General features: G+C 60.7%; 16 protein-coding genes and 2 tRNA genes. 5 read left to right on the forward strand and 13 right to left on the reverse strand.

The features are described from left to right. Nucleotides 1-12 precede the first annotated feature (12 nt). The 4 genes from HU762_RS08060 to rimO all read right to left on the reverse strand — a co-directional run bounded on the left by HU762_RS08060 (nucleotide 13) and on the right by rimO (nucleotide 3303). On the reverse strand, nucleotides 13-474 hold the full coding sequence (locus HU762_RS08060) for a DUF1456 family protein (RefSeq protein ID WP_186635139.1): 462 nt from the start codon (nucleotides 472-474) through the stop codon (nucleotides 13-15). 57 nt (nucleotides 475-531) lie between these two features. Then, nucleotides 532-1242, reverse strand: a complete 711-nt coding sequence (locus tag HU762_RS08065; protein ID WP_186635142.1) for an rRNA pseudouridine synthase — start codon at nucleotides 1240-1242, stop codon at nucleotides 532-534. An 83-nt stretch (nucleotides 1243-1325) separates the two neighbouring features. Next, on the reverse strand, nucleotides 1326-1799 hold the full coding sequence (locus tag HU762_RS08070) for a GNAT family N-acetyltransferase (protein WP_186635146.1): 474 nt from the start codon (nucleotides 1797-1799) through the stop codon (nucleotides 1326-1328). A gap of 163 nt (nucleotides 1800-1962) precedes the next feature. Then, complete coding sequence (gene rimO / locus HU762_RS08075) at nucleotides 1963-3303, reverse strand: 30S ribosomal protein S12 methylthiotransferase RimO (RefSeq protein ID WP_186611251.1); 1341 nt, start codon at nucleotides 3301-3303, stop codon at nucleotides 1963-1965. Nucleotides 3304-3588: 285 nt separating this feature from the next. Between rimO and HU762_RS08080 the strand changes: the two genes are divergently transcribed. After that, the gene (locus tag HU762_RS08080; RefSeq protein WP_186635149.1) at nucleotides 3589-5490 is read left to right on the forward strand and encodes a potassium transporter Kup; all 1902 of its coding nucleotides are present in this window, start codon (nucleotides 3589-3591) and stop codon (nucleotides 5488-5490) included. Between the two features lie 190 nt (nucleotides 5491-5680). On the opposite strand, the gene HU762_RS08085 is transcribed toward HU762_RS08080, so the two are convergent. The 4 genes from HU762_RS08085 to HU762_RS08100 all read right to left on the reverse strand — a co-directional run bounded on the left by HU762_RS08085 (nucleotide 5681) and on the right by HU762_RS08100 (nucleotide 10135). Next, nucleotides 5681-6970: a virulence factor family protein gene (locus HU762_RS08085; protein WP_186635152.1), complete on the reverse strand. Its 1290-nt coding sequence runs from the start codon at nucleotides 6968-6970 to the stop codon at nucleotides 5681-5683. Then, a complete protein-coding gene (gene mprF, locus HU762_RS08090) occupies nucleotides 6970-9612 on the reverse strand; it encodes a bifunctional lysylphosphatidylglycerol flippase/synthetase MprF (RefSeq protein ID WP_186635155.1) in 2643 nt (880 codons plus the stop codon). Before mprF ends, HU762_RS08085 begins: the two co-directional genes overlap by 1 nt. Nucleotides 9613-9763: 151 nt before the next feature. Beyond that, nucleotides 9764-9840: transfer RNA gene (locus HU762_RS08095), tRNA-Met, on the reverse strand. Between the two features lie 218 nt (nucleotides 9841-10058). Beyond that, nucleotides 10059-10135: transfer RNA gene (locus tag HU762_RS08100), tRNA-Met, on the reverse strand. Between the two features lie 284 nt (nucleotides 10136-10419). Between HU762_RS08100 and dinB the strand changes: the two genes are divergently transcribed. Then, nucleotides 10420-11481, forward strand: coding sequence for a DNA polymerase IV (gene dinB, locus HU762_RS08105; RefSeq protein ID WP_186635158.1), 1062 nt, complete (start codon nucleotides 10420-10422; stop codon nucleotides 11479-11481). A gap of 49 nt (nucleotides 11482-11530) precedes the next feature. On the opposite strand, the gene HU762_RS08110 is transcribed toward dinB, so the two are convergent. The 4 genes from HU762_RS08110 to HU762_RS08125 all read right to left on the reverse strand — a co-directional run bounded on the left by HU762_RS08110 (nucleotide 11531) and on the right by HU762_RS08125 (nucleotide 16305). Next, a complete protein-coding gene (locus HU762_RS08110) occupies nucleotides 11531-12484 on the reverse strand; it encodes a hypothetical protein (RefSeq protein WP_186635161.1) in 954 nt (317 codons plus the stop codon). A 17-nt stretch (nucleotides 12485-12501) separates the two neighbouring features. Beyond that, nucleotides 12502-14217, reverse strand: a complete 1716-nt coding sequence (locus HU762_RS08115) for a proline--tRNA ligase (RefSeq protein WP_186635163.1) — start codon at nucleotides 14215-14217, stop codon at nucleotides 12502-12504. Between the two features lie 130 nt (nucleotides 14218-14347). Next, nucleotides 14348-15907, reverse strand: a complete 1560-nt coding sequence (locus HU762_RS08120; protein ID WP_186635166.1) for an AmpG family muropeptide MFS transporter — start codon at nucleotides 15905-15907, stop codon at nucleotides 14348-14350. A 44-nt stretch (nucleotides 15908-15951) separates the two neighbouring features. Then, nucleotides 15952-16305 carry an MGMT family protein gene (locus HU762_RS08125; protein ID WP_186615273.1) on the reverse strand — a complete coding sequence of 118 codons (354 nt, stop codon included), beginning with the start codon at nucleotides 16303-16305 and terminating at the stop codon, nucleotides 15952-15954. Between the two features lie 156 nt (nucleotides 16306-16461). On the opposite strand from HU762_RS08125, the gene HU762_RS08130 reads away from it, so the two are divergent. Then, entirely contained in the window at nucleotides 16462-17469 is a 1008-nt protein-coding gene (locus HU762_RS08130; RefSeq protein ID WP_186635169.1) for a DUF481 domain-containing protein, read from the forward strand. A 124-nt stretch (nucleotides 17470-17593) separates the two neighbouring features. Here HU762_RS08130 and HU762_RS08135 read toward each other — a convergent pair whose 3' ends face one another. Next, nucleotides 17594-17803, reverse strand: coding sequence for a cold-shock protein (locus HU762_RS08135; RefSeq protein ID WP_002554837.1), 210 nt, complete (start codon nucleotides 17801-17803; stop codon nucleotides 17594-17596). 351 nt (nucleotides 17804-18154) lie between these two features. Between HU762_RS08135 and dcd the strand changes: the two genes are divergently transcribed. Then, nucleotides 18155-18721 carry a dCTP deaminase gene (gene dcd, locus HU762_RS08140; protein ID WP_186615277.1) on the forward strand — a complete coding sequence of 189 codons (567 nt, stop codon included), beginning with the start codon at nucleotides 18155-18157 and terminating at the stop codon, nucleotides 18719-18721. 103 nt (nucleotides 18722-18824) lie between these two features. Next, complete coding sequence (locus tag HU762_RS08145; protein ID WP_186635172.1) at nucleotides 18825-19031, forward strand: hypothetical protein; 207 nt, start codon at nucleotides 18825-18827, stop codon at nucleotides 19029-19031. Nucleotides 19032-19047 lie beyond the last annotated feature (16 nt).

Consider the following 19047-nt stretch of genomic DNA (forward strand, 5'->3'; position numbering starts at 1 on the left):
ATCGAAACGGGGTCAACCGCGAACGCGTAGCGTCAGGCCCTTGAGGAAGTTGCGCAGCAACTGGTCGCCACACGGGCGGTAATTGGTGTGGCCGAACTTGCGAAACAGCGCGCTCAGTTCCGGCTTGGACACTGGGAATTCGGCAGCCTTGAGGATGGCGTGCATGTCGTCTTCCTTCAGCTCGAAGGCGACGCGCAGTTTCTTCAGGATGATGTTGTTGGTCACCGGCACTTCGATTGGCTGCGGCGGACGGCTTTCGTCCTTGCCGCGCTTGAAGATCACCAGGCCATCGAGAAAATGCGCCATGACCTCGTCAGGGCAGAACACGAAGCCTTCTTCCTCGTCTTTCTTGAGGTAGCCGGCGAGGTCTTCCAAGGAAACCTCCAGGCCGCCCAGCTTGATGATCTCGATGACTTTCTTGTCGCTGGTGTCGAGCATGTAGCGCACGCTGCGCAGTACGTCGTTGTGAATCATGTGTGCAGTCCTGATCAATCGACAGTGGGCGCCGCGCTTCGCTGCGGCGCCGGAAAATTAGAATTTCTCTTTGGCAGACAGGTAGCGCCACTGGCCCAGCGGCACCTTGCCGATGGAGACGCCGCCGATGCGGATCCGGCGGATGGCGACGACCTTGAGGCCGACCGCCTGGCAAAACAGCGCGATCACGCCCGGTTGCGGGTTCTTCATGGCGAAGCGCAGGCGGTTCTCGTTCTGCCAGCTCGCCTTGACGGCCGGCAGCTCCTTGCCCTTGTAGGTCAGGCCATGGTTCAAGCGATTGAGGCCATGGGCGACCATTTCGCCTTCCACTTCGACCACGTATTCCTGCTCGATCTTGGCCGCGTCGGCGGTGAGCTTGCGCAGGATCTTCCAGTCCTGGGTGAACACCAGCAGGCCGCTGGCCCCAGCCTGCAAGTCGGCGCTGGCGGTCAGGCGCAGGAAATGCCCCTTGAGCGGGCGCTTGCCGAAGCGATGTTCATCGCTCAGGCTCTGCGGTCCAAGGGAGGCCATCGCGGTGTCTACATCCATGCCCACCGGGGCGTTCAGCAGGAGTGTCACTGGCTCCGGCGCGGTAGCCTTGGCCTCGGGGTCGAGTTCGACCTTCTGGGTCGTCACCTTGAACTGCGGCTCATCGATCACTTCGCCATCCACGGTGACCCAGCCGCCCTCAATGAACAGCTCAGCCTCCCGACGGGAACAGCCGACGAGTTCGATGAGGCGTTTGGAGAGACGAATCGGGTCAGTCATGACGGGGGCCGTAACAAAAAGAGGGTGGGCATTGTACCTGCCTGGCGCCGGTTAATCGCGGGTCCATTTGCCTCATGCAACTATTAGCCGCGTCCAGCCCTCAGGCCAGGCTGTTTGTAGCGCATGTGCAGCAGTGGGTAGGGCTGGTTCATGCCATCTCTTGGCGAGCGCCCGACCACTTCGAAGCCTTGCTTGAGATAAAAGCCCAGCGCCTGCGGATTCTGTTCGTTGACGTCCAGTTGATTGGCGTTCAGATGCTCCATGGCGTAGCGCAGCAACTGTTTGCCCAAGCCCTGGCCGCGGTGTTCAGGACCGATGAAAAGCATCTCGACCTTGCCGGCCGCCACCCCGGCGAAACCGGTGATGCGTTGGCGTTTGTCTCGCGTGCAGATGAGCATCACCGCATCCAGGTAGCGGGTGAGCACCAGGTTCTTCAACAGCTCGATGTAACTGTCCGGCAGGAAGTCATGGGTGGCGCGTACCGACGCTTCCCAGACACGGGTCAATTCCTGATAGTCGCTCGGTTTCGGTGTGTAGATGACCGAATGCTGACGCATGTCCGCCTGTTCCTTGTGGTGGATGTCTCCATACGATAGCCGTAAAAAAGCCCCGCATCTTGTTGCAAGAGCGGGGCTTCAGGATTTTTTTGGGGCTGGCAGGCGGGTGGCTGAAAACAGCCTGTGGCTCCCTCGCCACAGCAGCAGCCCCGCCTTGTCTGGATCAACCGATCTGTTCAGCCCACAAATCGTACTCGTCGGCGTCGGTCACCTTGCACCAGACCTTGTCGCCTGGCTTGAGGTTGCTGCCGTTGTCGATGAACACGTTGCCGTCGATTTCCGGGGCGTCGAAGAAGCAGCGGCCCACGGCGCCTTGTTCGTCGACCTCGTCCACCAGCACTTCGATTTCGCGGCCGATGCGCATTTGCAGGCGTGCCGAGCTGATGGCCTGTTGATGCGCCATGAAACGATCCCAGCGGTCCTGCTTGACGTCGTCCGGCACCACGTCCAGGTCCAGGTCGTTGGCCGGCGCGCCGTCAACCGGCGAATACTGGAAGCAGCCGACGCGGTCGAGTTGGGCTTCGGTCAGCCAATCCAGCAGGTACTGGAAGTCTTCTTCGGTTTCGCCAGGGAAGCCGACAATGAAGGTCGAACGGATGATCAAGTCCGGGCAGATTTCCCGCCAGTTCTTGATGCGCGCCAGGGTCTTGTCTTCGAAGGCCGGGCGCTTCATGGCCTTGAGGACTTTCGGGCTGGCGTGCTGGAACGGGATGTCCAGGTACGGCAGGATCTTGCCGGCGGCCATCAGCGGGATCAGCTCGTCGACATGCGGGTACGGATAGACGTAATGCAGGCGGACCCAGACGCCGAGCGTGCTGAGGGCTTCGCACAGTTCGGTCATGCGGGTTTTCACCGGCGCGCCGTTCCAGAAACCGGTGCGGTACTTGATGTCGACGCCATAGGCGCTGGTGTCCTGGGAAATCACCAGCAGTTCCTTGACGCCGGACTTGACCAGGCGCTGGGCCTCGTCGAGCACATCGCCCACCGGGCGGCTCACCAGTTTGCCGCGCATCGACGGGATGATGCAGAAGCTGCAGCTGTGGTTGCAGCCTTCGGAGATCTTCAGATAGGCGTAGTGACGCGGGGTCAGCTTGATGCCTTGCGGCGGCACCAGGTCGATCAGCGGGTTGTGGTCCTGGCGCGGCGGTACCACGTCGTGCACCGCATTGACCACTTGCTCGTACTGCTGCGGACCGCTCACCGACAACACGCTTGGGTGCACGTTACGGATGTTGCCTTCTTCCACGCCCATGCAGCCGGTGACGATGACCTTGCCGTTTTCCTTGATGGCTTCGCCGATCACTTCCAGGGACTCGGCCTTGGCCGAGTCGATGAAGCCGCACGTGTTGACCACAACCACGTCGGCGTCCTGATAGGTGGACACAACGTCATAGCCTTCCATGCGCAGCTGGGTGAGGATGCGCTCGGAGTCGACCAAAGCCTTCGGGCAACCCAGGGATACGAAGCCAACCTTTGGATTGGCTGACGCGGGAGTGGTGGACATGTCTAACCTCGGTGTAGGGGAGATCGTCTCTTGCCGAGACAGGGCGCCTGACGCGCCTCTGATCAAAAAGTGCGCAATTCTATCCATGGCCGACGCACTTGACCAGCTTTATGCGGGTTTATGCAGGGAAATGCGACGAGTGCTGCGCTATGCTTCGCGCCTTTACTTCTTGAAGAATTCCTACAGTCAATAAAACGTCTGTAACAATGCGTAAAAAAGCCCATGCTGGCTCACACGGCATGGTGCTTCGTTCAAGAAGACGCGTCAGCAAACCAGGAGTATTGGATGGGTCACGCAAGTAGTCAGGCGGCGGACGCCGGGCATTCGGCAGCGAAACCGCTGAGCATGCTGGTCGCGGCGGTTGGAGTGGTTTATGGCGACATCGGCACCAGCCCGTTGTACACCCTCAAGGAAGTGTTTTCCGGTGCCTATGGCGTGCCCGTCAATCACGATGGGGTGCTGGGGATCCTGTCGCTGATCTTCTGGTCGTTGATCTGGGTCGTGTCGATCAAGTACATGATGTTCGTCCTGCGGGCCGACAACCAGGGCGAGGGCGGGATCATGGCACTCACCGCCCTGGCGCGGCGGGCTGCGGCGGGAAGGGCGCGGCTGCGCACGTTGCTGGTGATCTGCGGCTTGATCGGCGCAGCGCTGTTTTACGGCGACAGCATGATCACGCCAGCGATCTCGGTGCTTTCGGCGGTCGAAGGCCTCGGCCTCGCATTCGAAGGCATCGATCATTGGGTGGTGCCGCTGTCGGTGGTGGTGCTCGTCGCACTGTTCCTGATCCAGCGCCACGGCACCGCGCGGATCGGCATTCTGTTCGGCCCGATCATGGTGACCTGGTTCCTGGTGCTCGGCGCCCTCGGCGTCTATGGCATCAGCCAGCATCCGGAAGTGTTGCAGGCTGTGAGCCCGGCCTGGGCCGTGCGGTTCTTTGTTGTCCATCCGGGCATGGGCGTGGCGATTCTCGGCGCCGTGGTGCTGGCGCTGACCGGCGCCGAAGCGCTGTACGCCGATATGGGCCACTTCGGTCGCAAGCCGATTGCTCGTGCCTGGTTCATCCTGGTTCTGCCCGGCCTGATGCTTAATTATTTCGGCCAGGGCGCCTTGCTGCTCGGTGATCCGGAAGCGGCGCGCAACCCGTTCTATCTGCTGGCGCCGAGCTGGGCGTTGCTGCCGCTGGTGGGGCTGTCGACGCTGGCTACGGTGATTGCTTCGCAAGCGGTGATTTCCGGTGCGTTTTCCCTGACTCGCCAGGCGATCCAGCTCGGTTACATCCCGCGCATGTACATCCAGCACACTTCCAGCGCCGAGCAGGGCCAGATCTACATCGGTGCGGTGAACTGGTCGCTGATGGTCGGCGTGGTGCTGCTGGTGCTCGGTTTCGAGTCCTCTGGTGCGTTGGCGTCGGCCTACGGCGTGGCGGTGACCGGGACGATGCTTATGACGACGATCCTGGTGTCCGCCGTGATCCTGCTGCTGTGGAAATGGCCGCCGTTGCTGGCGGTCCCGGTGCTGTTCGGTTTCCTGCTGGTGGACGGGCTGTATTTCGCCGCCAACGTGCCGAAGATCATCCAGGGCGGTGCGTTCCCGGTCATCGCCGGCATTGCCTTGTTCGTGTTGATGACGACATGGAAGCGCGGCAAGCAATTGCTGGTCGATCGCCTCGACGAAGGGGCGTTGCCGCTGCCGGTCTTCATCAGCAGCATCCGCGTACAACCCCCTCACCGGGTACAGGGCACGGCGGTATTCCTGACCGCGCGCTCGGATGCCGTGCCTCACGCGTTGTTGCACAACTTGCTCCACAACCAAGTGCTGCATGAGCAAGTGGTCTTGCTGACAGTGGTCTACGAAGACATTCCCCGCGTACCGCCGCAACGGCGCTTCGAAGTCGATGCCTACGGCGAGGGGTTCTTCCGGGTCATCCTGCATTTCGGCTTTACCGACGAGCCGGACGTGCCCGAGGCCCTGAAATTGTGCCATCTTGACGAGCTGGATTTCAGTCCGATGCGCACCACTTACTTCCTCAGCCGCGAGACGGTCATCGCCTCCAAGCTCGAAGGCATGGCCCGCTGGCGCGAATCGCTGTTCGCTTTCATGCTGAAGAACGCCAACGGTAACCTGCGCTTCTTCAACCTGCCGTTGAACCGGGTGATCGAGCTGGGGACGCAGGTCGAGATGTAGACCGGGAACAACAAGCCCTCGTTGCCTTGCGGCGGCGGGGGCTTTTTTGTGGGCGATGCATATGTTGATGCCAAACCAAAAAACTTGTGGGAGCGGGCTTGCTCGCACAGAGGGTTGTGTATAAGCGGCGATCACAAATAAGCCCCGGCAACTCGAAGGCTGCTGGGGCTTTTGTCAGGCGGGTAGCCGCTTATTGTTCGGCTGTCTTGTTCTGCCGCTTGTTGATTTCATCGATCAACCGCTTGGCCAGGGCCGGGTAGTTTTCGTCGAAGTGGTGTCCGCCAGGTAGCTTGATGGCCTCGCCGACGGCTGTCTTGTCGGTGCAACCGCTTTCGTCGGCTTCTTCAGCACCATAGATGCAGACCACTTTTTCGGCGGGCAGCTTGGCCATTTCCGGGCCGGTGGCGGCTTCGGTGCCAGCGTTGCCGAGCCAGCCTTCCACTTCGATCTCGAAACTGCCAGTGCGGGCGAAGGCGAGCAGGATGATTGCATCGACCCGCTGCTGCTCCGTCGCAGGCAAGCGGTTGTAGATCGCTGGCAGCACATCGGCGCCGAAGGAGTAACCGGTCAGGATGAAGCGCTTGGTGCCCCAGATCTGGCGGTAGTGCTGCATCAACTCGGTCAGGTCGGCCGCGCTTTGCTCCGGGCTCTTGTGCTGCCAGTAATAGCGCAGGGTGTCGATGCCCACCACCGGGTAGCCGATCTTGGCCATTTCATCGGCCACGTCGCGGTCGAGGTCACGCCAGCCGCCGTCTCCGGAAAGGAACAATGTCACGGTATCGCGGGCCTGGCTGGCAGGGATTTCCACGACTGGAATGCTCAGGCCACCCTTGCCCTTCTCGGCGCCCACCAGGATCTTGCGCAGCTCGTTGTTCAGCACCTGCGGCAGATTGATGTCGTAGTCGCTGATGCTGGTTTCGGCGTTGCGTTGATCGCGTACGAAGCCGGCACTGGTGTCGTCGGGGTTATCGTTCCAGGCCACCAGCCAGCGACCGTGTGCCGCGCTTTTCGGCAACAGGTGCGTGCAGCCAGGTTTTTCCAGGGCCAGGTCCACCGAGATGGCCTGGGCCTTGTCGTCTTTCTGTTCGGCCAGCCAGCGCCAGGCCAGCACCGCGCCAGGACCGATGCCGCTGACCAGCGTGGCCGGGCCTTGGAGCTGTCTCAGGCCAGCCTGCAGGGCGCGGCCTTGGAGCATGCAGTCCTTGGGCAGGATCACTTGGACAATCTCGGCCGAGCCGCTGCGGCTGAGGGTGGTCAACTGCGTGTCGCTGAGCTTCTGGTCCTCATTGACCGCCACCAGCACGTGGGCGCGGGACTTGGTGCCGGGCGTGATCCGCGTCATCGGCACGCCGTCGGCGGGTTCCAGTTGTTCCAGGGTTGGTTGCGGGGCCGGACGGTTCCAGTACCAGTAGCCGCTACCGAGAATCACCGCCAGCACCAGCAGGGCGGCCACTACGTATCGCCAGGAGCGTTGCATCATCAGCGTTTCACCAATCCAGTCAGGCCGCCCGCAATCAGGGCGGCGGTATCGGCCAGTGCCACCAGCGGATCGAGTCCGGCGGGCACGGCCATGTAACGAGGTTCCCAGTCAGGCTGGAATTTGTCTTTGAAGCGGCGCAGCCCTTGGAAATTGTAGAGCTGCTCGCCACGGCGAAACACCATCGAACCCAGGCGCTGGGCCAGTGGTGCGCCGCGACGTGGTTGCAGGCCCGAGAGTGGGACCATGCCGAGGCTGAAGCGGGCGTAATCGTGGTTTTTATAATGCTGGATCAAGCCGACCATCATGAATTCCATGGTCAGTTTCGGAGCGTCGGGGTGCGCGCGCATCAGGTCAAGGCTGGCCAGCTCGTGGTTGTGGGTTTCCAACAGATTGGCGAACGCCACCGGGCGACCTTCGAAACGAATCACGGCGATGCGGAAATGCTTGAGATAGTCGTTGCTGAAACGGCCCAGGGAAAAGCCTTTCTCGCGCACATTCTTGCCGGTCAGCCAGGCATCGGAAATGACCTTGAGTTCATCCATCGGCGCCTGGCCTGGCTCATGGATCTCCAGCGACAAGCCATCACGGGTGCCACGGTTCCAGGTGTAGCGCAGGTCCTTCATCTCCTTGCCCTTGGCTTCGAGATCGAAACGCTTGAGATCCACGCGCGCTTCTTCGCCAAGCTTGATCGCGGTCAGGCCGATGTCCATGTAGTACGGCAGGTTCTCGGCGCGCACCTGATAAAACACCGGCCTGGCGTGGTGGATGTCGCACAGGTCACGGAACTGCCAGATCATTTCCGCGCGCTGCAGGCTTGGCCCGATCGGGTCGTACAACGCCACCAGGCTACGGCCACGGCGGGCATACATCAGGAAGGCTTCATCGTTGGGATGAAACAGCAACGCCTTGTCGCCGGTCAGCGCGAGGCCACCGTCGGGCTGCGAAGACGCCATGAGAATCGTCTTGGCCCGCTCCAACTCTTCTGCCGTGGGCAGGTGGATCACCGGTCGCGCGGTACGCAGCAGCCAGGTCAGCGACACCACCACCAGCAGCACCGCGGCGCCCAGCAATGAGCGCAGGCCGCGAGGGGCATCGGCGTCCAAGGTGAACTGCCACCACAGTTGATGGCTGTAGGGGACGTCCTGATAGGCAAACAACAGCAACCAGATCGACGCGCCCAGCACGCATAGGCTGGCGATCAGGAACAGTGGCGAAAACGGCAGCTCGGTCAGGCGACTCGGCCGATAGAAGGACCGCCGGAACACCGCCAGCAGGGCAGCCGTCAGGGTCAGCAGCGTGGCTTCTTCCCAGTCGAAACCCTTGAGCAGCGAGAGCAGGGCACCAACCAGCAGCAGGACGGTGGTCAGCATCCAGGCGGCGGACAGGCGACGGCGCAAGCCTTGGGCCAGCAACAGGCACAGCACGCCCACCAGGCTGGCGCCAAAGTGCGAAGCGTCTACCAGTCGATGGGGGATCAGGAAGCCGATGTGCTCCAAGCGGGTGTCGATCTCGGGCGTCACGCCGGAAAACAGCAGCACCACGCCGGACAGAAACACCAGCACCGCCAGGATCGGCGCGGCGAAACCCGACGTCGCCCGCAGCGTCTGGCGGGTCTGGAACAATCGTTGCGCCTCATTGATCAGCAGCAACACGCACGCCACCAGCATCGGCAGCAGCACGTAGATCAAGCGATACAGCAACAACGCAGCGGCAAGTGGCGCGGCCCCCAGTTTGTCGGCAAACGCGGCCAGCAGGATCGCCTCGAACACCCCGACGCCGCCCGGGACATGACTGAGTACGCCGGCCGCCAACGCCAACAAGTACACCAGCAAGAAGGGACCGAACGGTGGCGCCTCGGGCAGCAACAGGTAAAGGACCGTGGCGGCGGCCGCGACATCCAGAGCGGTGATGACCAATTGCAGGAACGTCAGGCGTCGGCCTGGCAGGCGCAAGGTCCGGCGACCGGCCTTGACCAGGAGGCTGTCCCGCAAAGGTTGCTCCGGCAGGCGACGGCGGTAGATACCAATGGCCAACATGGCGGTCAGCAGCAATACGGCGACAGCGATCGAGCCCAGCAAAGCGGCTGGAAGGTGCAAGGCCGCAGATGCGGCGGGCAGGTTGCTCAAGGTTGCCAGCGCCGCTAACGGCGGCAGCGCGCAGCCCAGGGACAGGCTGGCGAACAAGGTCATGTGGGCAACGTCCGCCGCCCCCAGGCCATGTCGGGCATACAACCGGTAGCGAACCGAACCGCCCGAGAGCAGCGAAAGGCCAATGGCATTGCCGATGGCGAACGCACTGAAACCACCCAGGACCAGGGTCTGTGGCGGCAGCTTCACGCCGGCGTAGCGAGTGGCGGACCACTCATAGCCCAGCAGAATGATGAAACCGGCCACGGTGGCGGCGATCGCACCGAGCAGGGCCGGCCTCGGCACCTCCAGGATAGCGTCGTGAAGGGCGTAGAGGTCGAGTTCGCTGAGGAGATGCCGGCAAGCAATCAAGGCAATCGCGAACAGCAGTAACGTGACAGCGAGGCCGATCGGTTGGCGGTACTGGCTGATCCGATCCAGCCAGCGCAATCGCTCGGCCTTGATCGGTTGTGTCGCAGTAACAGTGTCTTGTGAGTCAGACGAGTGGGCGCGCATCAATCACCTCTTGAGCTATGCGCGACAGGATGGGGGTATCCAGCCAAGTTACCAATCCCTGCGGCGGAAAATAATTACAAAATATTTGTAATGGAGTCTTTTTCGACACACACAAAAAAGGCCACTCTTTCGAGCAGCCTTTCTTGATATTTGGTTGCGGGAGCCGGATTTGAACCGACGACCTTCGGGTTATGAGCCCGACGAGCTACCAGACTGCTCCATCCCGCGTCTGTGTGGCGGCATTCTACAGGCGAACGCCGGAGTGTCAACCGTTAATAAGGCGCTGGGCAAAATAAACGTCCGGTTGGCTAAATACGCGAAAACAAACGGGAAATCGTCCTACAACTTCGACGGCGCGGAGCGGTGATGGAGTTGGGACCCCACCGACGCTGCAAACCAAGCGCACACAAAAAAGGCCACTCTTTCGAGTAGCCTTTCTTGATGTTTGGTTGCGGGAGCCGGATTTGAACCGACGACCTTCGGGTTATGAGCCCGACGAGCTACCAGACTGCTCCATCCCGCGTCTGTGTGTCGGCATTCTACAGAGGATCGACGCTCTGTCAACCCCTTTACTTGAAAAACCTGTTCCGCTTCAAGTGGTTAGCCTCGGGAAAAGCGAATGTTGCAGTGCTGTGACGCAGGCCTGGCAAGGGCTAGCGCTCTATCGAGCGGTCCGCTGCGATTGAAGAAATACATTCATGTAGGCTTTTTCCGCGTCCGCTGAAGGATCTTTCAAACTACTGGTGCTATGTACAGGTTCGAGTGAGATACTGGCGCTCCGATCCATCCCACGTACCGCTTCTTTATATGACGCAACGCAAAATCATCCACGTCGACTGCGACTGCTTCTATGCCGCGATCGAAATGCGCGATGATCCGCAACTGGCCGGCAAACCCCTGGCGGTCGGCGGCTCGGCGGACCGGCGTGGCGTGATCGCAACCTGCAATTACGAGGCGCGGGCCTATGGCGTGCGCTCGGCCATGTCCTCCGGTCACGCCTTGAAACTCTGTCCGGACCTGACCATCGTCAAGCCGCGGATGGATGCCTATCGGGAAGCGTCGAAGGAAATCCATACGATTTTCAGTGATTACACCGACCTTATCGAACCGTTGTCCCTGGACGAGGCCTATCTGGATGTCTCCGCCAGCGCGCATTTCGGAGGCAGCGCCACGCGTATCGCCCAGGACATTCGCCGACGGGTTTCCAATCAGTTGCACATCACTGTGTCTGCCGGCGTCGCGCCGAACAAATTCCTCGCCAAGATTGCCAGTGACTGGAAAAAGCCCAACGGCTTGTTCGTCATCACCCCCGACCAAGTAGAAGATTTCGTATCGGCCTTGCCAGTGAACAAGCTCCACGGTGTCGGCAAGGTCACCGCCGACAAGTTGAACAGGCTCGGTATTGTCGATTGCCGGCATCTGCGCGAGTGGGACAAGCTCGCGCTGGTGCGCGAATTCGGCAGTTTTGGCGAGCGACTCTGGAGCCTCGCCCGTGGCATTGACGACCGCCTGGTGCATAACGACAGTCGGCGTCAGTCCATCAGCGTTGAAAACACCTACGACGTCGATTTGCCCGACCTGCAGAGCTGTCTCGACAAGCTGCCCGAACTGATGGAAACCCTGAGCGGCCGCATCGCGCGGATTGACAGCAGCTACCGTCCGGGCAAGCCGTTCGTCAAAGTCAAATTTCATGACTTCACCCAGACTACCCTGGAACAGGCCGGGGCAGGGCGGGACCTGGGCAGTTATCAGTTGCTGTTGACCCAGGCCTTCAACCGCGGCGGCAAGCCGGTACGGTTGCTGGGAATAGGGGTGCGGCTGGAGGATTTACGGGGTGGGTTTGAGCAGTTGGAGTTGTTTGAGCGGTAAAGCCGCAGCCCAGCGGGAGCAAGCTCCCCCGCCACAGGGGAGCATCCACTCAGCTAGCGCCCGGGTCCGCCACCAGCCGCCCGCCGTCCTTGGTCAGGGCTTTCAGGAATTCGGCCTGCAGTTCCGGATCATTGCGGGTCAGTTCGATCAGGCTCTGCTCCAGCTCGCTGGCTTCTTCTTCAAGGCCCAGCTCCGACAGCCGCTTGACTCGGTGAACCCACTGGCTCACCTCGTCATCTTCCAGGTCGTCATAGATCAACGCATGGGCTTCCACCAATTTGCTGCGCAACGTGCTGCTGATGCTCAGGGACGAGTCGGTATGCACCTCGTCCTGGGCATCGGTGACGCTGATCTGCAATTTGCCGAACTGGCTCAGGTCATGCTCGGCGAACGGGCTTTCCAGCAGGTTCAAGCGCAACACGCCGTTACGGTCGGTGCTCAGCTCGAACGTCTGGCGAGCGGCTTTCACCTGGACCGGGCGCTCGCTCCAGGGCAGGCTCGAATATTCGGTGCGCTTGTCCCGTTGGACTTCGTCGATACCCGCCAGATTCTGTTGCGCCCGGCCGTTGGACGGAACGTTCATGAACGGGTTGAGCCCGGCGAAACCGTAGCTGATCCAGTCGCGGGTCGCCGTGTCGGGCAGGGTGCCCAAGGCGAACACATTGACGACGTTCGCGCCGACACCGGCCACTACCGCCACCGCACCCAGCGGGATCTCATAGACCTCCCGCCAAGGCTGGTAGGGCGTATAGCGGTCGTAATGGCGGGTGACCTCGAACTCGGTCACTTCAAAAGTCTTTTGTTCGTTGATGCGCACGCGACGCTGCGGCAAGTCGAGCACCTTGGGTTCGCCCACATCGATCTGCAGGCTATGGTCAAGCAGTTTGCGCTCGATCCGTTCTTCGTGCTCGGTGCGTTGCGACATCTGGTTGGCGCATCCGCTGACCAGCAGGGCGCCGCACAGTGCGGCGCCCCCCAGCGCTAAGGTGTTTCGCTTGAACATGACGTCTCTATCTGGTCTCAGCGGCGGATACGGGCCTGGAGGAAGGACAGCACGTCGGCGACCGGCAGCGCTTGTGGCTCGGCCTCGGTGCGGCTCTTGTATTCCAGGTTGCCATCGGCCAGTCCGCGGTCACTGACCACGATCCGGTGCGGGATGCCGATCAGTTCCATGTCCGCGAACTTGATGCCTGGGCTGGTTTTCTTGTCGCGGTCGTCCAGCAGCACCTCGAAGCCGGCGGCCGTCAATTGGGCGTAGAGCTTGTCGGTCGCTTCGCGAACCTGTTCGGTTTCATAGCGCAACGGCACCAGGGCAATCTGGAATGGCGCCAGTGTGTCGCTCCAGATGATCCCGTTTTCGTCGTTGTTCTGTTCGATCGCTGCCGCCACTACGCGGGACACGCCAATGCCGTAGCAACCCATTTGCAGGGTGACCGGCTTGCCGTTCTCGCCCAGTACTTCGCACTTCATGGCTTTGCTGTATTTGTCGCCCAGCTGGAAGATGTGCCCGACTTCGATGCCGCGCTTGATTTCCAGGGTGCCCTTGCCGTCCGGGCTCGGGTCGCCGGCAACAACGTTGCGCAGGTCCGCGATGGTTGGAACCGGCAGGTCGCGCTCCCAGTTCACGCCGAAATAGTGCTTGTCATCGATGTTGGCGCCGATGGCGAAGTCGCTCATCAATGCCACCGAACGGTCGATGATGATCGGCAACGACAGGTTCAATGGGCCGAGGGAACCTGCACCGGCACCGATGGCATCACGCAGTTCGGCGTCGGTGGCCATGACCAATGGGCTGGCGACGCCTGGCTGGTTGGCGGCCTTGATTTCGTTCAGCTCATGGTCGCCGCGGACGATCAGGGCAATCAGCTTGCCTTCTTCTTCCGCGCGCACGATCAGGGTCTTGATAGTGCGCTCGATCGGCAGGTTGTAGCCTTCCACCAATTGGGCAATGGTCTTGGTGTTCGGCGTGTCTACCAGGCGCAATTCTTCGGTCGGCGCGGCGCGGGAGGTTTCCCGTGGCACGGCTTCGGCCTTCTCGATGTTCGCGGCGTAGTCGGAGCCGTTGCTGAAGACGATGTCGTCTTCGCCGGACTCGGCCAATACGTGGAATTCATGGGAGCCGGCACCGCCGATGGAACCGTTGTCGGCTTCAACCGGACGGAATTTCAGGCCCAGGCGGGTGAACACGTTGCAGTACGCCTGGTGCATGCGGTCATAAGTGACTTGCAGCGAGGCCAGGTCGGCGTGGAACGAGTACGAATCCTTCATGATGAACTCACGGCCGCGCATCAGGCCGAAGCGTGGACGGATCTCATCGCGGAATTTGGTCTGGATCTGGTACAGGTTGATAGGCAGCTGTTTGTAGCTGCTCAACTCGTTGCGCATCAGATCGGTGATCACTTCTTCGTGGGTCGGGCCCGCACAGAAGTCGCGACCGTGACGGTCTTTGATGCGCAGCAGCTCAGGGCCGTATTCTTCCCAGCGGCCAGATTCCTGCCACAGCTCGGCCGGCTGGGTGCTCGGCATCAACACTTCCAGGGAACCGGCGGCGTCCATTTCTTCGCGGACGATGGCTTCGACCTTGCGCATCACTCGCAAGCCCATCGGCAGCCAGGTGTACAGGCCGGAAGCGAGCTTGCGGATCATGCCAGCACGCAGCATCAGCTGATGGCTGATCACGACGGCGTCGGAAGGCGTTTCTTTCTGTGTGGCGAGCAAAAATTGACTGGTGCGCATGGTTGGCCGTTGTCGGTTGCTGATGACGAGAAGTGACGCAGCATTGTACGGGCGAGATGCCCTGGCGTACAGGCGCGTGGCCTGCCGCCGGATCCAGGCGCCGCTTTCTCCGGCGCCCTGCTGAAATTTCCTACGACTCTTCGGCGGGCCGGGTCGGCGGCGATTCCGGATCGGAGTTCAAGCCTTCGCGGCGGTTTTCCTGGTACCAGTGCAAGGCGATCAGCAGCAGGGTCGGAACGCCGAGCAGGGCGGTGATCAGGAAAAAATCGTGATAACCGAATTTTTCCACCATGACCCCCGAATAGCCGCCGATCAAGCGTGGCAGCAACAGCATGATCGAGCTGAGCAGGGCATATTGAGTGGCGGAGAACTTCAGGTTGGTCAGGCTCGACAGATACGCGACGAAGGCCGAGGTGGCGAGGCCGGAGCTGAAATTGTCCAGGGAAATCGTGACAATCAGCATCTGCAAGTCGGGGCCCATGTCGGCGAGCATCAGGAATAGGATGTTGGTCGCGGCCGAGGACACGCCCCCAATGAACAGGATCGGCAGGATGCCGAAACGCACGATCAACAGGCCGCCCATGCCGGCGCCCACCAGCGTCATGATCAGCCCGAAGATCTTGCTGACGCTGGCAATCTGGTCCTTGGTAAATCCCTGGTCAATGTAGAAAACGTTGGCCATGACGCCCATGACCGTATCGGACATCCGGTAGGTTGCGATCAGCCCCAGCAGCAAGAGCGCCTGCCAGCGGTAACGGAGGATGAAGTCGTTGATGGGCGTCAGTACTGGCGCCAGGCCTCGGCGACCTAGGGATGACAGGCAGATGGCGGTCAGGATGGTATAGAGGATGGCACGCAGGAAGGCGCGGTCTTCGAGCAGCAGGTCGAGCAGGCTGACCCCTTCGAACAGCACGCTGGCGAAGTCGGTGTTATAGAGCTGGGTGAACATCGCCGGCACAGACACCAGCAGCACGATCAGTACGAAAACCGACGCCAGTTGATGGACGAACGTATAGCGCCCGGCCTGCAACTGGGTGCGCAGTGGCACGGGCGGTTCGCGCATGATCAACGAGGTCAGCAACGCCGGCACCATCAATACGCCAAACAGCAGGTACGTACCGGCCCAGGCTGAGTGCTTGTAGCTAAACCCGGTGGAACCAAAACCTTCGGCGAAGAACAGGGCACCGGCGGTGGCCAGCAGGGCGGCGATGCGATAGCCGGACATGTAGCTGGCGGCGAGGGCGGCCTGGCGCGTGTCGTCGACGATTTCCAATCGATAGGCATCGACGGCGATGTCTTGGGTGGCCGAGGCGAAGGCCACTATCACGGCAATCGCGATCAGCCAGGACAGATGTTTTTGCGGATCGCAGAAACCCATGCCGATCAGGCCCAGGATCACCAAGCCTTGAGAGAGCACCAGCCAGGAGCGGCGACGCCCCAGCTTGCCCAGCAATGGCAGGCGCCATTGGTCGAGCAGTGGCGACCAGACCCATTTGAAGGCGTAGGCCAGGCCGATCAGGCTCGCGTAACCGATGGTTTCGCGGGCCACGCCGGCTTCACGCAACCAGACCGACAGCGTGGAGAAGACCAGCATGTAGGGCAAGCCGGCGGCGAAGCCAAGCAGCAACAGCACGAGCGTCGAAGGACTGGCATAGGCGGCGAGGGCGGCGCGCCAGGTTTTACGGGGCATGGGCTGGAGTCTGCCTCAAAAATTGCGAAAACAAAGCGCGCACTCTAACCGCTGTGCTCTACCGGACGCCAGCCATGGCGCTGAATATCAACACGATTGTTCAGGACACTGATCCCTTCCATGCGCAAGCGCGCACGTTGTTCATCCCCCGAGGCGCTGCCCGCCGGCAGGCTGATCCGGCCCCCGGCCGCCAGGACCCGGTGCCACGGCAGCTTCGTGTCGTTCGGCAACTGGCTGAGCGTTCGGCCGACCCAGCGTGCGGCGCGGCCCAGGCCAGCCATCTCGGCGAGCTGGCCATAGGTGACAACCTTGCCGGCCGGCACTTGGGCCAAGGTCAGATAAAGCGTGGTACGGCGAATTTGGGCGGCATTCTCGGTGGCCGCTGGGGCGTCAGTCACGAGTAAGGTTTCCTGAAGGTGTCCGTCTGTAGATTAATTCCTACAGGGCGCGTTGATAAATGAACTCATCCCCCATACGCGGGTCAGTCGTTGCTGAGGTGTCATCCTGGGGGATAATGCCGCCTTTTCAACGCAAACTTGAGCCCATTATCGCTTATGTTGTCCAGAACCCTGCTGTGCCTAGCTGTTACGAGCGCCTCCATGCCCCTGCTTGCCGATACCGTCTGGTTGAAGAACGGCGACAAGCTCAGCGGCAAGATCACCGTTTTCGATGGCGGCAAACTGCTGATCCAGACCGATTACGCCGGTGCAATCCCAATTGACTGGAAACAGGTCAAGACGCTTGAAAGCGACCAGCAATTGCTGGTCAAGCAGGACGCCTATACCGGCGAGAAGGCCAAGGCGTTGCAGGCGGCCGAGGATGGCAAGGTAACCCTGGCCAACGGTGATGCGCCCAAGACCGTCGATCTGGCGAGTATCCAACAGATCCTCAAGCCCAAGCCGGTGGTCGAGGATCTGGTATGGAAGGGCAATATCGATGCCGCGCTGGATTACCAGCGGGCGGAAAACGATACCGACGATTACGACGTCGACTTCAAGACCTCGGCACGCCACGGCAGATGGCGGCATATCGCCGAGGGCGAGTACAACCGTGAATTCCAGGACGACGTGGTGTCGACTGACAACTGGCGATTGGAGTATTCCCTCGACCGCTTCCTCACGGACAAGTGGTTCTGGCAAGGTCGCCTCAACTACAAGCGCGACAAGGTCGAAGACCTGGCTCGCCAGCGCGTGGTGGGTACCGGTCCGGGCTATCAGTTCTGGGATGACGAGCTGGGCGCGTTCTCGCTGGGTTCATTGTTCAACCGCACCGACTATGAATACCGTGATGGCGGCAAGGACAACTTCTATTCCGTGGCCATGAAGTGGGACTACAACCGCTACCTGATTGGCAAGCGCGTCGAGTTCTTCACCAACGGTGAAGTGGGCAAGCCGCTTTCGGGTGTCGCCGAATATGCCTACGACGCGGAGATGGGGCTGCGCTACAAGGTGACCGACTGGGCGTCGCTCAACCTCAAGGCTGAGAAGGATGTCATCGAAGGCACCGAGGATAGCGACCTGAGCAAGACGCGTTATACGGCCGGGTTTGGCGTGACCTGGTAAGTAACCGGTCAAGGCGGAATAATGTGGGGGCTTGCTCCCACATTTTTTTTGCGCTGGATAAAACTGGCAGGCACAAAAAAGCCCCGCTTTTGAGGGCGGGGCCTTTTACTAAAGCAAGGACAAGTTAGATAACTTGAACTTCTTCAGCTTGCATGCCTTTCTGACCGCGGGTAGCGATGAAAGAAACCTGTTGGCCTTCTTTCAGGCTTTTGAAGCCGTCGGATTGGATAGCTTTGAAGTGAACGAACAGATCGTCACCGGATTGTGGGGTGATGAAGCCGAAGCCTTTTTCATCGTTGAACCACTTAACGGTACCGGTTTGGCGATTAGACATGGTGTAACTCCTTGAACAAAGATAACTGCGACACAGGAAGAACCCTGGCCGAGACTGAGTGCAAAGAGCAGGAAAAATTCTTGTAGATGGTTGGATCGAAATTCAACATATCGTGTAGAGATTCTCAGTGACACAAGCAGCACAGTGACGCCACCTTACCCCTTTTTCCGGAACGTGCCAATGGTCTTTGCGAAGGTTTCTCGGTTTTAATGACTGACGGCGCGCACGATGGCCGTCAGGGCCCGGAAATCAGGGTGGATCGCCGAGATTTGCTTCCCGCACTTTGAACCCGCCCCGCGCCCCGGTAAGATGCCGGACAGTTTTTTCCACCTCGCTATTCAGGACACCGCCATGAGCATCAAATCGGACAAGTGGATTCGCCGCATGGCGCAAGAGCACGGCATGATCGAGCCCTTCGTAGAGCGCCAGATGCGTGGCGAAGGCGCCAACCGGCTGATTTCCTTCGGTGTCTCGAGCTACGGCTACGATGTACGCTGCGCCGATGAGTTCAAGGTGTTCACCAACATCAACTCGGCCACCGTCGACCCGAAGAATTTCGACGAGAAGAGCTTCGTCGACGTCAAGAGCGACGTCTGCATCATTCCGCCGAACTCCTTCGCCCTGGCCCGCACCGTGGAATACTTCCGCATCCCGCGCAACGTGCTGACCATTTGCCTGGGCAAGAGCACCTACGCCCGTTGCGGCATTATCGTCAACGTCACGCCGCTGGAGCCGGAGTGGGAAGGCCACGTGACCCTGGAGTTTTCCAACACCACGACCCTGCCGGCGAAGATCTACGCCAACGAGGGCGTGGCGCAGATGTTGTTCCTGGAGTCCGACGAGGAATGTGAAGTTTCCTACAAGGATCGGGGCGGAAAATACCAGGGCCAGCGCGGCGTGACATTGCCGCGTACCTGATTCTGACGAGCTGTTGGAATTCCTGAGCGGGCAGGCACTCTATGAAGTGTACTGCCCGTTTTTTTTGCGTTAACGCAGCGGGCCTTCGCTCAGGAGTTGCTCTATGAAGATCGATCCGCGAATCAGTGCCGAACTGGCAAGGCTTGAGCCCAATCAGATCGGCGTCCTGGCCTGGTCACTGCTGGCCCATCCCGCTGAGGCGGCAGGCGGTGTTCCTGGTGATCCCGATCCTGATCCCAATCCTACGGAACCCACCGAACCCGGCGAGCCGACACTTCCGGACGAGCCGCCTCCCGCGCCTGTAGCATGACGTCAGCTACAAGCGA

The organism is Pseudomonas sp. SWRI92 (genome assembly GCF_014268685.1).
Classification (GTDB): Bacteria; Pseudomonadota; Gammaproteobacteria; order Pseudomonadales; family Pseudomonadaceae; genus Aquipseudomonas; species Aquipseudomonas marvdashtae.

Excerpts from the sequence above, each read along its gene's own strand:
- HU762_RS08130 (WP_186635169.1), top strand. The coding sequence starts at position 16,462 with ATGTTGTCCAGAACCCTGCTGTGCCTAGCTGTTACGAGCGCCTCCATG.
- HU762_RS08060 (WP_186635139.1), bottom strand. The coding sequence starts at position 474 with ATGATTCACAACGACGTACTGCGCAGCGTGCGCTACATGCTCGACACC.
- mprF (WP_186635155.1), bottom strand. The coding sequence starts at position 9,612 with ATGCGCGCCCACTCGTCTGACTCACAAGACACTGTTACTGCGACACAA.
- dcd (WP_186615277.1), top strand. The coding sequence starts at position 18,155 with ATGAGCATCAAATCGGACAAGTGGATTCGCCGCATGGCGCAAGAGCAC.
- dinB (WP_186635158.1), top strand. The coding sequence starts at position 10,420 with ATGACGCAACGCAAAATCATCCACGTCGACTGCGACTGCTTCTATGCC.
- HU762_RS08120 (WP_186635166.1), bottom strand. The coding sequence starts at position 15,907 with ATGCCCCGTAAAACCTGGCGCGCCGCCCTCGCCGCCTATGCCAGTCCT.
- HU762_RS08080 (WP_186635149.1), top strand. The coding sequence starts at position 3,589 with ATGGGTCACGCAAGTAGTCAGGCGGCGGACGCCGGGCATTCGGCAGCG.
- HU762_RS08115 (WP_186635163.1), bottom strand. The coding sequence starts at position 14,217 with ATGCGCACCAGTCAATTTTTGCTCGCCACACAGAAAGAAACGCCTTCC.
- HU762_RS08135 (WP_002554837.1), bottom strand. The coding sequence starts at position 17,803 with ATGTCTAATCGCCAAACCGGTACCGTTAAGTGGTTCAACGATGAAAAA.
- rimO (WP_186611251.1), bottom strand. The coding sequence starts at position 3,303 with ATGTCCACCACTCCCGCGTCAGCCAATCCAAAGGTTGGCTTCGTATCC.
- HU762_RS08065 (WP_186635142.1), bottom strand. The coding sequence starts at position 1,242 with ATGACTGACCCGATTCGTCTCTCCAAACGCCTCATCGAACTCGTCGGC.
- HU762_RS08145 (WP_186635172.1), top strand. The coding sequence starts at position 18,825 with ATGAAGATCGATCCGCGAATCAGTGCCGAACTGGCAAGGCTTGAGCCC.
- HU762_RS08085 (WP_186635152.1), bottom strand. The coding sequence starts at position 6,970 with ATGATGCAACGCTCCTGGCGATACGTAGTGGCCGCCCTGCTGGTGCTG.
- HU762_RS08110 (WP_186635161.1), bottom strand. The coding sequence starts at position 12,484 with ATGTTCAAGCGAAACACCTTAGCGCTGGGGGGCGCCGCACTGTGCGGC.
- HU762_RS08070 (WP_186635146.1), bottom strand. The coding sequence starts at position 1,799 with ATGCGTCAGCATTCGGTCATCTACACACCGAAACCGAGCGACTATCAG.